Origin of the sequence: Lederbergia galactosidilytica (genome assembly GCF_017873565.1) — a bacterium.
GTDB classification, from domain to species: Bacteria; Bacillota; Bacilli; order Bacillales; family Bacillaceae_C; genus Lederbergia; species Lederbergia galactosidilytica.
This window is the reverse complement of the sequence record NZ_JAGGKH010000005.1, coordinates 225,032-237,487: the sequence shown is the minus strand read 5'-3', so window position 1 is coordinate 237,487 and position 12,456 is coordinate 225,032. Positions and strand designations below refer to the sequence as shown.

The window sequence follows — 12,456 nt, the reverse complement described above, 5'->3', positions numbered from 1 at the left end:
AATTTTAAAGATATTATGAAACCATTCCATATAGCTATCCGTAAATAGATTAAAATAGATACTAAGCTTCTAGAACAACCTATTCCGGATTATAATCAATAAATCCAATAAAAATAAGGAGTGTGGATTAGAATGATCGTTGTTACGACTGAACAAATCGCTAATCATAAAATAACTGAAGTAAAAGGACCTGTATTTGGATTAACTGTACGTGCACGTGGGATCGGAAAAGATATCTTCGCTTCTTTTAAAGGATTAATTGGCGGAGAAATTAGTGAATACACGGAAATGCTAGAGGATGCTCGAAAACAAGCGCTAGATCGGATGGTAGAAAATGCACAGACAATGGGCGCTAACGCCATTATTATGGTGCGCTTTGATTCAGGAGAAATCGGTCAAAATATGAGTGAAATTGTTGCATATGGAACAGCTGTTATGATAGAAGAGGTATAAGAAAGATGGCAGTTGTGTTTAGCTTGTACGGCTTAAGTATTTTGGTTCTCATTATTTTGGCCATTGGCTCATGGTTTATTTGGGATCGTCGTTACAAAAAACAGTTGGATCACGCTGTTCCAGCAGGATATATCCAGACAAAGGAAGTCTTTATTGACCCTACCACTAAGAAAAAAATGATCGTCTATTTTCATCCTGAAACGGGAGAAAGATTTTACAAAGAAGAGCCCAATAAAAAAACTTAAAAGGAAGCAAGTAAGAAATTTTTTTCTTACTTGCTTCTTTGTCTTGATGAACGAATACTAGCTATTTCGGAAATAATGCAATGCTATCGCCTATATTAAAGGCTCAATATAGGCCACGCTTCTTTAAGAATTTCTTGTTTAGTAGCTAACTATGCTAGTGAAACGGCGTCCAATTCACTTAAAAACAAAGAGACCGCCCCATCTTCTAAAAGGGAACATTCGGAAGATGAATTTCGTTGAAGTGGGAAGCATGCTATAATAAAGTGTATTTTGCAACGAGAGTTTACACGTCATGGGGTGTGTTGGTTGAAAGGGATACCAGATAAGTTACTACAATCCGTTAAAATTATAATTCCATTGGCGCTTTTAATATTAGCCGGGACAGAACTAGATGGAATTGTAAGAAACACTGACTTCCATTTACTGAGCAAACAGATCCGAAATATGGATGATTATTTAATTCTATTTCTTTTTATCGCAACACTTTTTGCGATTTCTCCAATGTTTTTATACGACATAATTTTATTGGGTGCATTGAAAATTAAGCGATCGTTTCTCACGACAATTAAACAATCCTTTATCGTCAATACCATTTCTAATTTTATTGGTTTTGGTGGAGTTGCAGGCTTGATGCTTAGAAGCTTTTATTACTCTGCTTATAAAAGGGATAAATTGAAATTTTTTAAAAGTGTAACCTCTGTCACTTTATTTTCCCTGACAGGGATGTCCGTCTTAGCCTGGATCGTTCTAGTAGGATATCGCCATTTCCCTTTATTTTCAGAAACGCCCTTTTCTGTTCTTATCGTAATGGCGATGGGGCTTTATCTCCCCATTATGATTGGTTTCCATCTTTTTCAACGAAAACAGGGGAAGACATCTCTTATAAATAAAACCACTGGAACTCAACTTGTTCTCTCTTCTATTTTAGAATGGTCGGCGATCATCGTAATCATATGGTTAATCACTCTTTCTCTTCATATTCCAATTGGTATCGCTCAATTACTGCCAATCTTTATTGTTGCATCTTGTGCAGGGAATTTAAGTATGATTCCTGGTGGGATTGGTTCCTTTGATGTTGTCTTTCTATGGGGGATGGAAAGCTATGGGATTCAGGATGAAAATATTCTGCTGTTACTGATTTTCTACCGACTTTATTATTTGGTAATCCCGTTTTTAATCTCAGCTGTATTGTTTATTATCGATTACGCAAAGAAAGATAGGCATATACAAAGTTTAAATTAACGTAGATCCACCCTCTTTCTGTCTTGAATGGAAGGTAGAGAAGCGTCGCTTTGTAATCATGTTTAAGTAAAACCACACTTCCCCATTTTAATTCATATTGTTCCTTATTACATCGAGGTGCATAGAACTCCTGATTGGGTTTAATCTTTATCCCTTTCTTCTTGGAATACAAATACTAAATAGAGACCGATAATCGTGATACTGAGAATTGTTCCTATTGTTGATTGCATATTTTCCCTTAAAGGGGAATAGGAAAGTCCCAAAGGTGGTAAATACCAAGCGATTAAAATAAGGGGAAGAATCGCTGTCTTAGCCCAGACGGAAAACCCGATAATAAATAGAATCATCAGCACAGCAAGTGCGAGATTACCCCAAATACCGAAGTTTACAGCTGGAGCATCAATCGCTTTATCAAACAGCAAAATGCCTAATAATAATAACATACTAATTGATCCCGGAATTGCTAAGAGAAAATATTCTTTTGTCTTTGACAGTTGATTTTTAGATGAGAACCTTAAGGCAGTAAATGTCCCTACAATAAACACTATACTAAAGATAATGTAACCAATGACTTGCAAAATAGTATAACTTAATTGCCCTTTGATCAAATCATCCATTACTGGAAAAGATATGGCACCTAAAATGATCAATGGAATATATTTAAACCACCAAGATTTAAAATCATTACTCATTTCAGTTGAGATGTTTTCCATATATTCCTTTGGGGATTTACCTACAACTTTTTTTACTGACTTTCCATTCCGCTCAGCATCATAAAGATGGTCGGCTAGTTCTTGAATAGTATCATCAATCTCTCGAATGTTTTTTCCCTTAGTAAACAAATAGACTCTTAAGTCTTCAATAAATTTTTTACTATCTTTACTTAGTTGATACTCTTCCATTATGTATCACTCCTTCATTTTATTTCTTTATTGATAATAGAGTTTACACTCTGATTCAGATCGCTCCAGCGTCTAATAAAGTCATTCAGAGATTCTTCACCTTCTTCAGTAAGACTGTAATATTTCCTTTGGGGACCAGCCGTTGATTTCTTCCGCACTGAGTTTACTAGTCCTTCTCTTTGCATCCTCATTAATAAAGGATATATAGTTCCCTCGCTTATGTTATGAAATCCATATTCATTTAATTTTGTTGCCATTTCGTACCCATAGCATTCTGCATCTTTAATAATTGCTAGAAGACAACCATCTAAAATCCCTTTGAGCATTTGTGTTTGGGACATTCATCCATGCACCTCCCTATATATCTTGTTTAACAAGGTATACACTTATATTAAATCAAAAACACTTGTTATGCAAGGTAGTGAATTAAAAAAATTATTACTCTCCATTAAATCACCTAAGTTTTCATATTTACGCCGATCAACATATCTCTAACGCTTTATAATGATTATCACTCTTATTTGCATCCATTCCTGTTCATATGATAGATAATAAAATTTGGCCGGTTTAAGTCCGACATATACCGAACCTAAACCAGCCAAACGAACTGATTAAGTAAAAATTTATTTTTTTGGGGGGCACTCCTCTATATGGCCCCTTTTCTCATTATAACTTTACTCGATCTGTCTGTTTTAGCTCTTCTAAGGAGGAGCAACCAATTCCGAACATAGCCATTTGTAATTCTAGTTCCCGTGTTTCCATCACACGCATAACGTCTTCAGTAGATTGGGTCGCTTCTTTTAAAATTGACCTTCCAAATCCAATCATATCTGCTCCAATAGCAATGGCCTTGGCTGCATCTAAGCCTGTTCTCATTCCACCACTTGCCACAATCGGTTGTTTCTCAATCTGCTTGCGTACGGATATTACGCACTCAGCTGTTGGAATTCCCCATTCACTAAAGGCCTCTGCCGCCTCAGCTTTCACTTTATCCTTCGCTCGGAACTTCTCTACCTGACTCCATGAAGTACCACCTGCCCCGGCGACATCAATAAAGGCGATTCCCACATCAGTCAACTTTTTCGCTGTCATCCCATCAATTCCCCAGCCAACTTCCTTAACGCCAACTGGAACATTGAGTTTCTGACAGAGCTTCTCTATTTTTCCTAGCAAGCTTTTGAAGTTTGTATTTCCTTCTTGCTGGATGACCTCCTGAATGCTATTTAAATGAAGAACAAGCATATTTGCATCAGTAATCTCAATAATCTGCTGACATTCTTCGATTCCAAACCCATAGTTCAATTGCACTGCTCCAAGATTCGTTATAATGGGGACATTAGGTGCATATTTTCTAACTTGGAAGGAAGAACGATGGTCCTTACTTTCAATCAAAGCACGTGTTGAGCCAAGTGCTAGTGTCCACCCTCTTTGTTCAGCTGCTTCCGCTAAATGGCGATTAATCGATTCTGCTAAAGCCGCTCCGCCTGTCATCGAGCTAATTAAGAAGGGAGTTTTTAATGTATGATCTAAAAAGTTTGTTTTTAAACTGATTTCTGAAAAATCTATTTCTGGTAAAGCATTATGGATAAAGGAGACTTTTTCAAATCCAGTTGATATATGATCTCCAGTAACCTTTTCATTTAATGTAATCTCGATATGTTCCGATTTTCTTTTGTGAATGGAATCAGACATGATGGCACCTTCTTTCTATCATTATGATAAATCATCTTTCGTTTCAACATGGGCCCCCATAATAGAAACTTGAAGTGATAATGGGAGGATATTCTGTTCTTTCCATTTTTCATGCAATTCCCTGGCCGCCCGTTCACCCTCTACAAACGCTATACCGCAATCACCGCCACCAGCACCAGAGGATTTGCCGCTACCATAGTTTTCGGCTACTTCAATTAATTTCCTAATTTCCACTGTCTCAATGCCGGCTTTAGACTCTTGATCTAAGTGAAGAAGAGCTTCACGGTTCTCTCGTAATGACCGAATAGCCATTTGACAATCCTGCTCATCAAAACTTCTGAATAGATTTTGAACTGACTTTTGGCTTCGCTGTAAAAAGGATTGGTAATAAAATGGATTTTTCTCTTTTAATTGATGCACCTTACGAACCATTGGACCCGTTGCTGCCGCATTTCCTGTCCAACCTACACAAAGTTGCAAGGATGGGGGTGGGGTTATTTCTTTGATGGAAAGTCCAGGCCAATTTTTGTTCATTAAGGCTGTTAAGGATATCTCCGTCCCAATTTGTTTCAATAACCAACTAGGATCAAACGCTGAATATGCCAACCAATGGCCGAAGGTTGATGCGGCAATATCAGCACATGAGCCATTGCCTTGGGTTTGGTAGTGGGCCATTGCAGCCAATTTGAAAATAGTCCATTTAGAGGAAGCATTTGATTCAAATTTATGTAGCTCCCATAAGGAAGTGAGCACAGCTACTACAACTGCTGCACTGGAACCAAGCCCATACTTTCTACCTGATGGATCATCCAATTCACTTGTAATAGTTAATGAAAAAGGTATGGGGATTTTATTCTGCTCTTGGATATATTGATCCCATATCAATATGGCCGCACGAATAAAGGCAAACTTCGGATTTGATTCCCAAAGGTTCTTATGTTCCTCTTCCTCCCAAGCCATTTTCTTCATTCCCCATTGTGGCAGATAAATTTCATTTTTATCACTTTCTTGAATGACAGCTGTTATGTAACGATCCACCGCAATCACAATGGATGGTTGGCCTGGTTCTGTTACGGCATATTCACCTGCAACAAAAAGTTTTCCCGGGACTTTTACTTCGATTGAATCAAACACTTTCTCCATCCTTCCATATAGAACAACCATTGTTTCACTCTTCTCTAATCCACAGACTTCGTTGATTTTCGCATATAAGCCTTTTACACACTGATGAATATAGGCTGCCTAATTGTTTTCTGTCCTCTCTCCTCTTTTATCTGTGATGAACAGCATGGACTTTAAAAAGAGGTTGGCAAATAGGTTACCCCATTTCCAGGATGGCAAATAAACACATCTTGGACAGTTGGAAGAGCTTTTAGTATCTTACTTAATTTTTCCTCATTATGAGGTTCACATAACACTTTTACATTAGGTCCAGCATCAATCGTAAAATAGGCAAGAATCCCTTGCATCCGCAATTCCTGAACTTGCTCCATCACATCAAAAGTGGCACTTTGCCAATACATGAATGGGGGATTTGCCCCCAGCGTTGTCGCATGCATTTTCATTGCATTGCTCTCCAAAACCATTCCTAACTTTTCAAAATCTCGCCGGAAAATGGCGTCTTTGGCTAATTGCATATCCTTTTTAACCGCTTCGAGCCAACCTGTATAAAAGGGGGAAGTTTCGACCGTTCTCTTCATCCCTTCTCGACTTAAAACTTTCTTACGCTTTGATTCAACCAAAACGGATAAAATAGAAAGGTCCCATTCCTTTTGCGCTAGAATGGGAACGGCATGGGAATCAAGCCCATCTTTTCTTTCCCCTTTCTTCCATTCCACAAATCCACCATAAATCGAACGACATGCTGAACCAGAACCTTGGCGGGCTAATACAGAAAGTTGGGGATCACTTAACTCAAGGCCAACTGCTTTTGTTGCAGCTGCTGCTAATGCGGCATAACCTGAAGCGGAAGAGGCAAACCCGGCTGCAGTTGGTACATGATTGATCGAATCGACTGTCGCTGCCCACTGTTCTCCTGTTTGCATCCGGATAATATCTAAAAACCGACTAATCTTGCGTGTTTCTTCTTCTCCTTCCTCTTGTCCATTGAGAAGAAAAATATCTTCCTTTCGATCTGTATGAATGTGTACAGTTGTTGTCGTAGAAAACCGATCTAATGTAATGGATAAGTTACTGTTCATCGGAAGGAAAAGCTGTTCATCTCTTTTTCCCCAATATTTAATTAAAGCAATATTTGTATTTGCTTTAGCTGTGGCCTTCATCTTAACACTCCTATTTATCCTGTATTAACGGGTAATAAGACCCCACCTAAAAACTATTCAATAATATAAGACCAAGCTTGTGCTGCCCCGTTTTGTAATAAGGCCCCCGCTAAATCCTTAGCATGTTCAAGACTAGAAGCAAGAGCAATCATACAACCACCCTTACCACCACCAGTCAATTTAGCGCCAAGGGCGCCTCGTTCCTTTGCAATCTGCACTAAATGATCTAATTCTGTATCACTTACCCCTAATTTCTTTAATTCATTGTGAGCGGCATCCATCATACTCCCTACTAGAAGAGAATTCCCCTCTGCTAAAGCTTCTTTTGTTCGCAATGTATAATCACCTAAAAGGTCAATCGAATGCCTAACCTTAATGGGGGATAACAGGCTGTTTTTACGAATAGATTCAACAGCTTCCAAAGTCTCACCGATTCGCCCTGTATCAGCTACGACTAGATGTAAGGGGGATTTAATTTTAACAGGATATGTCTCACCATCCCTTTCGAACCATAAAGGATGGCTGCTTGATGCCGCAACCATATCAATGCCACTCGGATTACCATGGGCATAGGTTTCGGAAATGTGGACTAACTCTAAAAGCTTGGTTTTCGAGAGCTTTTGTTCAAAGTATTGATACAGGCTTTTTACCACAGCAATTGCACTTGATGCACTCGATCCTAACCCACGGCCGATCGGTACAGAAGAATCAATTTTAATTTGCAAGCCCTTTGCAGGCTGTTTTAAATTTTTCAAAGTCTCTGTAATACAGGTAGCTATTCCTTTTAAATCCTTTGGTGCTTCTTCTAGCTTCCCAACAAAATAGCGACAAGTCAGAAAAAGATCGCCGGAGATTTCCTTCACACTTGAAACCACTTCAAGCGATGGAAACGGAAGGGCAATGGCGGGTTTTCCGTATACTACGGCGTGCTCACCGATTAGAATGATCTTACTATGAGCACGACCGATCGCTGTCTTCTTTTGTGTCGTCATCATCTGTTCCCTCTCCTTATCGTTGACTGGAATATTTACTCACAGCCCTAGAAACCGGCGATTTTTGATATTAACCATGGAGCGGTATATAGAACCATAAATTGAATCCCATAGTTAATTCCTAAACGGTAAAGGAAGCCGGAAACAAGGCCAATTAAGAAGACTCCACCTATATTAAGCCAGCCACCGTCCATATAGGACAATAATAACACAAGCCCAAAAAACAAGCCTAATATGGCTTCATGCGGCACCCATCTAAAAACAAACGCACAGATTTCTTGAGAATATTTCACTACAACATAGTAGGTCATCACTAAAGCCACAACTGCACCAATAACGGTTGCCAAAACGAAATCCGACATACTTAATATGTGATGTAAATTATGATCTAAGTTAAACACAGGTGGCGCATTGAATAAAGCATTCCCTGGTCCTATGGCAACAGGTGATAAAGGAATCCCTAAGGCAATCAACGGGATCAAGGTACCAGAGATATACGTAGCATTTGTGAGTGCGTCCATAGAAGAAATTGCACGTGCTGCTCTTTTTACCGGATCCTTTATTCTGCTAGAAAAAAGTTCACCTAACAAACTTGTAATCCCGACCGCACTCATAATGAATGTGATCGAACCAATAAGGGAAGCTAACGCACTGGTCCCTACTTCTTGCTTCGTTAAAATTTTAAAAGGACTTGAAGATTCCTTCCTCTTTTTCTTCTTACTAAGCACAATTGATTTAAGACCAAAACGTTCTGAACGATCTCTTTTATCTTTATTTAACAGCTCGAAAAGAGTTAAAATAACGGGGCCAATGGTGATACCTAGGAAAAAGGAAATAAATACATTCGTATCTTCCGGAACTGTTCCAACTCCCCAGTATAAATGTCGTAAAGACTGAATAAGGATCGCAAATGGAATAATCGATGCCAATGCGATCCATCTGTTTTTACTCATAAGTGCCAGAATGACAGCTCCAATGAAGAAAAGCGGATCTGCATACTCTTTAATAACATCAGACACTGGAACCAAAGCATTAGCAAGAAGTAAACTAACGGGCACAGCCACTAATGTTCCAATCACAGAACCTGCAGCCATCTTCCGAATGCTAACATCTGGCTTGCCGTGTTTTTTTAATGTAACGGCATGCTCCACCATCGGGGCGGACATGACTCCACCCGGTACACCCGCAACCGCAACTGGTACGGAATCTGTTAATTTATTGGCCACAATCGCTGACATAAAAAAGGTTAGAACTACAATCGGTTCAATTCCCATTAGAACAAGCGCAAGTACAACAGGAGCAATTGTCGCCGTTTCATCCGTTCCAGGAGCAATCCCAATTATCGTATATATAATAGCAGCTAAAACTGCTGCCATAATCATTTGCAGTATTAAATTCACATCCATATTTTAATCCTCATCCTCATTGATTTCAAACGTTCTCTTTGGCTTTACAATGATACTGACAATAATAAAACCACCTATAGCCCCAGCAAGGCCGAAAAACAGCGGTTTTGGAGGCTCTGCAGGAGCCAAAAGATAAGCACCTAAAGTCGTCACACTACAGATCACAAGGGAAAGAACCAGTTCTCTCAAGTTCACTAAATCTTCCCAAACCTCAATATTCTTTTTTTCCTCTGGATTATTCTCTTTTCGCAATTCTAATCCTCCCAAAATCAAACTAACTGGAAAGGCTCCTTCCCCCTCCACTGCATAAACAATTAACATAAACTAAATGCACGCATCCTGCCGAAGCTTCTAAGTAAGCAATATCTTATCGCCCAAAGGGAACGAAGGTTTTACTTGCAATTACTACAGAATCATTATATTTACTATTGTAAGATAGCAAGTGCTTTCTATACAAGCAGATTAATGTTACCTCATTAATTAAAATTTTCCCCTTCCCTAGTTATGTTATCCATATCCTCTATCGACAGCTTAAAACTCTTTTCAATACCAGCCATTATTATAGTCCAATTGATAAACGTTATCAATTAAAAAAGGAATTATCCTTAAGCAACTCTATCGTTCATGGAACATAAGAACAAGCACGTTAAACAAAGCTATCGGATTTCATTTAACTATTTTCGGCATTTGCTCCATCATACAAAACCCTCTGCAGGACACCGGTAATTTTTTACATGTCACCGAACTAAAAAGACATCTTACCTATATTCAACAGACGGAAATGCAAATTCTCTATAAGATGTGATTAACAACAGCAATGACATGGAGGTAGTTGAAAAATGATCCAAGTTCAAAACTTGCATAAATCATATAAAGGGAATTCTGTATTACGGGGAGTAGATTTCAAAGCCAATAAAGGCGAAATTATTGGAGTAATTGGAAAAAATGGCGCAGGGAAGTCTACATTTCTTGAAATTATTATGACACTCAAAAATTATGACGAAGGCGAGGTAACCGTATTTGGTCAAGACTTGCAAAAACTAACTGAACAACAGCATCAAGCGATAAGAGCCAATATTTCAGCTGTCTTACAGCCAACCCAGTTCTTCAAAAATCTTAAAGTAGAAGAGTTGCTTCATCTTTTCAAGGCATACTATCGATCCAATACTAACATCGAACAAATTATAAAGGATTTCCAATTAGAATCCCATCGAAAAACATATTTTGAAAAACTCTCTGGTGGGTGGAAACAAAAGATTAGTTTAGCTGTTGCCTTTTTGTCTAATCCTAAATTAATTATTCTTGATGAACCAACTACAGGTCTTGACCCGCATATGAGAAATACTCTTTGGACCTATATTACCGAGTATAATCAGAAAACAAACGGTACAGTCATTCTAACTACCCATTATATGGATGAAGTAGAAATGTACTGTGACAAAGTATTATTAATCAATGATGGAAAAGCAGAGCTTTTTACTACTCCCAAAAACATTCTAGCATTAGGCTACTCATCGATTAACGATTTTTATTTACAAAATGTTTTATAAAATAGTTTTATAAATTCGTTTTTAAAAATTAGGAGGTATTTTTCATGTTACTTACACAATTACGTTATGACTTACTAATGTTTTCAAGAGAAATTTTTTACTTAGTCTTTTCACTTATTATCCCCCCTGTGACCTATATTTTTATGGGGCAATTATTCGGGGAGAATTCGTATACAGGCGGCTTAAGCTATGCGGAAACATACACACCGTCATTTATCTTACTCATTACATTTTCCGTTATTTTCTTTGCTTTTGGATTTGAACAAGTGATGAATCGTACAAACGGAGTGGAGAAAAGAGTGTTACTTTCACCTGTCCCTAAAAAAGTAATAATGATTTCCAATATTCTCAAGTCTACGATCATCACTAGTTTTGGCTATATTATGATTCAGTTACTCAGTATTTTCATCTATGATTTACCTTTTCACTTACTGGGATCGCTTGTTTCCTACATCTTCTTTATTCTACTCAATGCGATCTTGCTCTTAATTGCATCTGCTGTTTATTCCTTGTTCCAAAATATGAAAAATGCCTTAATTTTCTCGATCGTACTCTTTCAAGTTGTCATGTTTACTGGGGACTTTGCTCTCCCGATTCAAATGATGCCTAAGTTCATCCAAATTATCGCTCATTTTAACCCCCTGTATCATATGAATCATTTATTTATCGATATTTGGAATAGACAGTTCGATTTTCATATTGATAGTTTCTTATCGATTGGCTATATTCTATTCCTTCTAATTATTTCGTACTTTATCATTCAAATACGAAAAAAAACCGTATAATGAAAGGAGAAAAATGGCGGGGGACGATATAAATGAAGATATCCTTGGACATCGACCAAGATCATGAACAAACAAAGGTGACCATTCATTGCAAGGAACTTGATGATTCAATTCAAGAAATTCTAGACTTTTTAAAGGGAAAGGAAACAGAGTTTATTATTGGGAAAGATGGCGAAATGCAACATATATTAAAGCCCAACGATATTCATTATTTCCATACAGAGGCGGAAACCGTTGTCGCCGTGACACCAGCTGGATCTTTCAAGTTAAAAGAAAAATTGTATGAATTAGAAGAGATCCTTCCCTCTTCCAAATTTGTACGTTTATCAAAATCGGTAATCGCTAATCTGCATGAATTAAGTCGATTTGAACCTTCTTTTAATGGAACACTCTGTGTCCATTTTAAATCTGGTGCCAAGGAGTACGTGACACGGCACTATGTAAAAAACATTAAAGAATCACTTAAATTGAATAGGAGGAAAAACGGATGAAGAAATTTTTATTTCAAAGTGTAATGGGCATTTTATTCGGGGCCTTCATGGCTGTTTTACTTACCAATATCATTTATTTCAAGGGAGCGGATTTGTTAGATGGTCAACTTTTCCTAAAAAATTCTCTTGCTTGTCTTTTTTGTGGCTGGTTCTTCTCAGTTACACCACTTTTCTTTGAAATAAAATCACTAAAATTACCACTACAAACTGCCCTGCATTTTGTTTCAGTGGCTATCCTTTACTTCATTTTATCCTTTAGTGTTGGCTGGATCCCTTTTAATCTAAAAAGCGCCCTATTGTTTGCTGGGTTATTCCTTCTTATTTATGCTTGCATATGGATTGGATTTTATCTTTACTTCCGGAATGAAGCGAAAAAGCTTAATGATGATTTATTAAGAATTTAATAAAATCCGATA

General features: G+C 37.8%; 15 protein-coding genes. 7 read left to right on the top strand and 8 right to left on the bottom strand.

Going from position 1 to position 12,456, the window contains the following annotated elements:
• The first annotated feature begins 132 nt into the window (after positions 1–132).
• The 3 genes from J2Z23_RS07350 to J2Z23_RS07340 all read left to right on the top strand — a co-directional run bounded on the left by J2Z23_RS07350 (position 133) and on the right by J2Z23_RS07340 (position 1,940).
• Positions 133–453, top strand: a complete 321-nt coding sequence (locus tag J2Z23_RS07350) for a YbjQ family protein (protein ID WP_209973578.1) — start codon at positions 133–135, stop codon at positions 451–453.
• A gap of 5 nt (positions 454–458) precedes the next feature.
• Positions 459–698 carry a hypothetical protein gene (locus tag J2Z23_RS07345; protein ID WP_057984558.1) on the top strand — a complete coding sequence of 80 codons (240 nt, stop codon included), beginning with the start codon at positions 459–461 and terminating at the stop codon, positions 696–698.
• A 306-nt stretch (positions 699–1,004) separates the two neighbouring features.
• Entirely contained in the window at positions 1,005–1,940 is a 936-nt protein-coding gene (locus J2Z23_RS07340; RefSeq protein ID WP_057984557.1) for a lysylphosphatidylglycerol synthase domain-containing protein, read from the top strand.
• Between the two features lie 140 nt (positions 1,941–2,080).
• Here J2Z23_RS07340 and J2Z23_RS07335 read toward each other — a convergent pair whose 3' ends face one another.
• The 8 genes from J2Z23_RS07335 to J2Z23_RS07300 form a co-directional block, all read right to left on the bottom strand.
• A complete protein-coding gene (locus J2Z23_RS07335) occupies positions 2,081–2,842 on the bottom strand; it encodes an HAAS domain-containing protein (protein ID WP_057984556.1) in 762 nt (253 codons plus the stop codon).
• A 14-nt stretch (positions 2,843–2,856) separates the two neighbouring features.
• Complete coding sequence (locus J2Z23_RS07330) at positions 2,857–3,183, bottom strand: PadR family transcriptional regulator (RefSeq protein WP_057984555.1); 327 nt, start codon at positions 3,181–3,183, stop codon at positions 2,857–2,859.
• Positions 3,184–3,508: 325 nt separating this feature from the next.
• Positions 3,509–4,534: a type 2 isopentenyl-diphosphate Delta-isomerase gene (fni, locus tag J2Z23_RS07325; RefSeq protein ID WP_057984554.1), complete on the bottom strand. Its 1,026-nt coding sequence runs from the start codon at positions 4,532–4,534 to the stop codon at positions 3,509–3,511.
• 21 nt (positions 4,535–4,555) lie between these two features.
• On the bottom strand, positions 4,556–5,677 hold the full coding sequence (locus J2Z23_RS07320; protein WP_064468407.1) for a phosphomevalonate kinase: 1,122 nt from the start codon (positions 5,675–5,677) through the stop codon (positions 4,556–4,558).
• A 152-nt stretch (positions 5,678–5,829) separates the two neighbouring features.
• Positions 5,830–6,816, bottom strand: a complete 987-nt coding sequence (gene mvaD, locus J2Z23_RS07315; RefSeq protein WP_209973575.1) for a diphosphomevalonate decarboxylase — start codon at positions 6,814–6,816, stop codon at positions 5,830–5,832.
• A 53-nt stretch (positions 6,817–6,869) separates the two neighbouring features.
• Positions 6,870–7,811, bottom strand: coding sequence for a mevalonate kinase (gene mvk, locus J2Z23_RS07310; protein ID WP_057984551.1), 942 nt, complete (start codon positions 7,809–7,811; stop codon positions 6,870–6,872).
• 44 nt (positions 7,812–7,855) lie between these two features.
• Positions 7,856–9,214 carry a tripartite tricarboxylate transporter permease gene (locus tag J2Z23_RS07305; RefSeq protein WP_057984549.1) on the bottom strand — a complete coding sequence of 453 codons (1,359 nt, stop codon included), beginning with the start codon at positions 9,212–9,214 and terminating at the stop codon, positions 7,856–7,858.
• A gap of 3 nt (positions 9,215–9,217) precedes the next feature.
• The gene (locus J2Z23_RS07300) at positions 9,218–9,535 is read right to left on the bottom strand and encodes a hypothetical protein (RefSeq protein WP_318249118.1); all 318 of its coding nucleotides are present in this window, start codon (positions 9,533–9,535) and stop codon (positions 9,218–9,220) included.
• A 518-nt stretch (positions 9,536–10,053) separates the two neighbouring features.
• Between J2Z23_RS07300 and J2Z23_RS07295 the strand changes: the two genes are divergently transcribed.
• From J2Z23_RS07295 to J2Z23_RS07280, 4 genes are read left to right on the top strand one after another with little or no spacing between them, the layout of a single operon-like run.
• Positions 10,054–10,764, top strand: a complete 711-nt coding sequence (locus J2Z23_RS07295; RefSeq protein ID WP_057984547.1) for an ABC transporter ATP-binding protein — start codon at positions 10,054–10,056, stop codon at positions 10,762–10,764.
• Positions 10,765–10,808: 44 nt separating this feature from the next.
• Positions 10,809–11,549: an ABC transporter permease gene (locus J2Z23_RS07290; RefSeq protein WP_057984545.1), complete on the top strand. Its 741-nt coding sequence runs from the start codon at positions 10,809–10,811 to the stop codon at positions 11,547–11,549.
• A gap of 32 nt (positions 11,550–11,581) precedes the next feature.
• The gene (locus J2Z23_RS07285; protein ID WP_057984543.1) at positions 11,582–12,040 is read left to right on the top strand and encodes a LytTR family DNA-binding domain-containing protein; all 459 of its coding nucleotides are present in this window, start codon (positions 11,582–11,584) and stop codon (positions 12,038–12,040) included.
• On the top strand, positions 12,037–12,444 hold the full coding sequence (locus J2Z23_RS07280; RefSeq protein WP_057984541.1) for a DUF3021 domain-containing protein: 408 nt from the start codon (positions 12,037–12,039) through the stop codon (positions 12,442–12,444). Before J2Z23_RS07285 ends, J2Z23_RS07280 begins: the two co-directional genes overlap by 4 nt.
• Positions 12,445–12,456 lie beyond the last annotated feature (12 nt).

Coding starts and splice junctions, on each gene's coding strand:
- J2Z23_RS07350 (WP_209973578.1), top strand. CDS start 133: ATGATCGTTGTTACGACTGAACAAATCGCTAATCATAAAATAACTGAA.
- J2Z23_RS07345 (WP_057984558.1), top strand. CDS start 459: ATGGCAGTTGTGTTTAGCTTGTACGGCTTAAGTATTTTGGTTCTCATT.
- J2Z23_RS07335 (WP_057984556.1), bottom strand. CDS start 2,842: ATGGAAGAGTATCAACTAAGTAAAGATAGTAAAAAATTTATTGAAGAC.
- J2Z23_RS07330 (WP_057984555.1), bottom strand. CDS start 3,183: ATGTCCCAAACACAAATGCTCAAAGGGATTTTAGATGGTTGTCTTCTA.
- fni (WP_057984554.1), bottom strand. CDS start 4,534: ATGTCTGATTCCATTCACAAAAGAAAATCGGAACATATCGAGATTACA.
- J2Z23_RS07320 (WP_064468407.1), bottom strand. CDS start 5,677: ATGGAGAAAGTGTTTGATTCAATCGAAGTAAAAGTCCCGGGAAAACTT.
- mvaD (WP_209973575.1), bottom strand. CDS start 6,816: ATGAAGGCCACAGCTAAAGCAAATACAAATATTGCTTTAATTAAATAT.
- mvk (WP_057984551.1), bottom strand. CDS start 7,811: ATGATGACGACACAAAAGAAGACAGCGATCGGTCGTGCTCATAGTAAG.
- J2Z23_RS07305 (WP_057984549.1), bottom strand. CDS start 9,214: ATGGATGTGAATTTAATACTGCAAATGATTATGGCAGCAGTTTTAGCT.
- J2Z23_RS07300 (WP_318249118.1), bottom strand. CDS start 9,535: ATGTTAATTGTTTATGCAGTGGAGGGGGAAGGAGCCTTTCCAGTTAGT.
- J2Z23_RS07295 (WP_057984547.1), top strand. CDS start 10,054: ATGATCCAAGTTCAAAACTTGCATAAATCATATAAAGGGAATTCTGTA.
- J2Z23_RS07290 (WP_057984545.1), top strand. CDS start 10,809: ATGTTACTTACACAATTACGTTATGACTTACTAATGTTTTCAAGAGAA.
- J2Z23_RS07285 (WP_057984543.1), top strand. CDS start 11,582: ATGAAGATATCCTTGGACATCGACCAAGATCATGAACAAACAAAGGTG.
- J2Z23_RS07280 (WP_057984541.1), top strand. CDS start 12,037: ATGAAGAAATTTTTATTTCAAAGTGTAATGGGCATTTTATTCGGGGCC.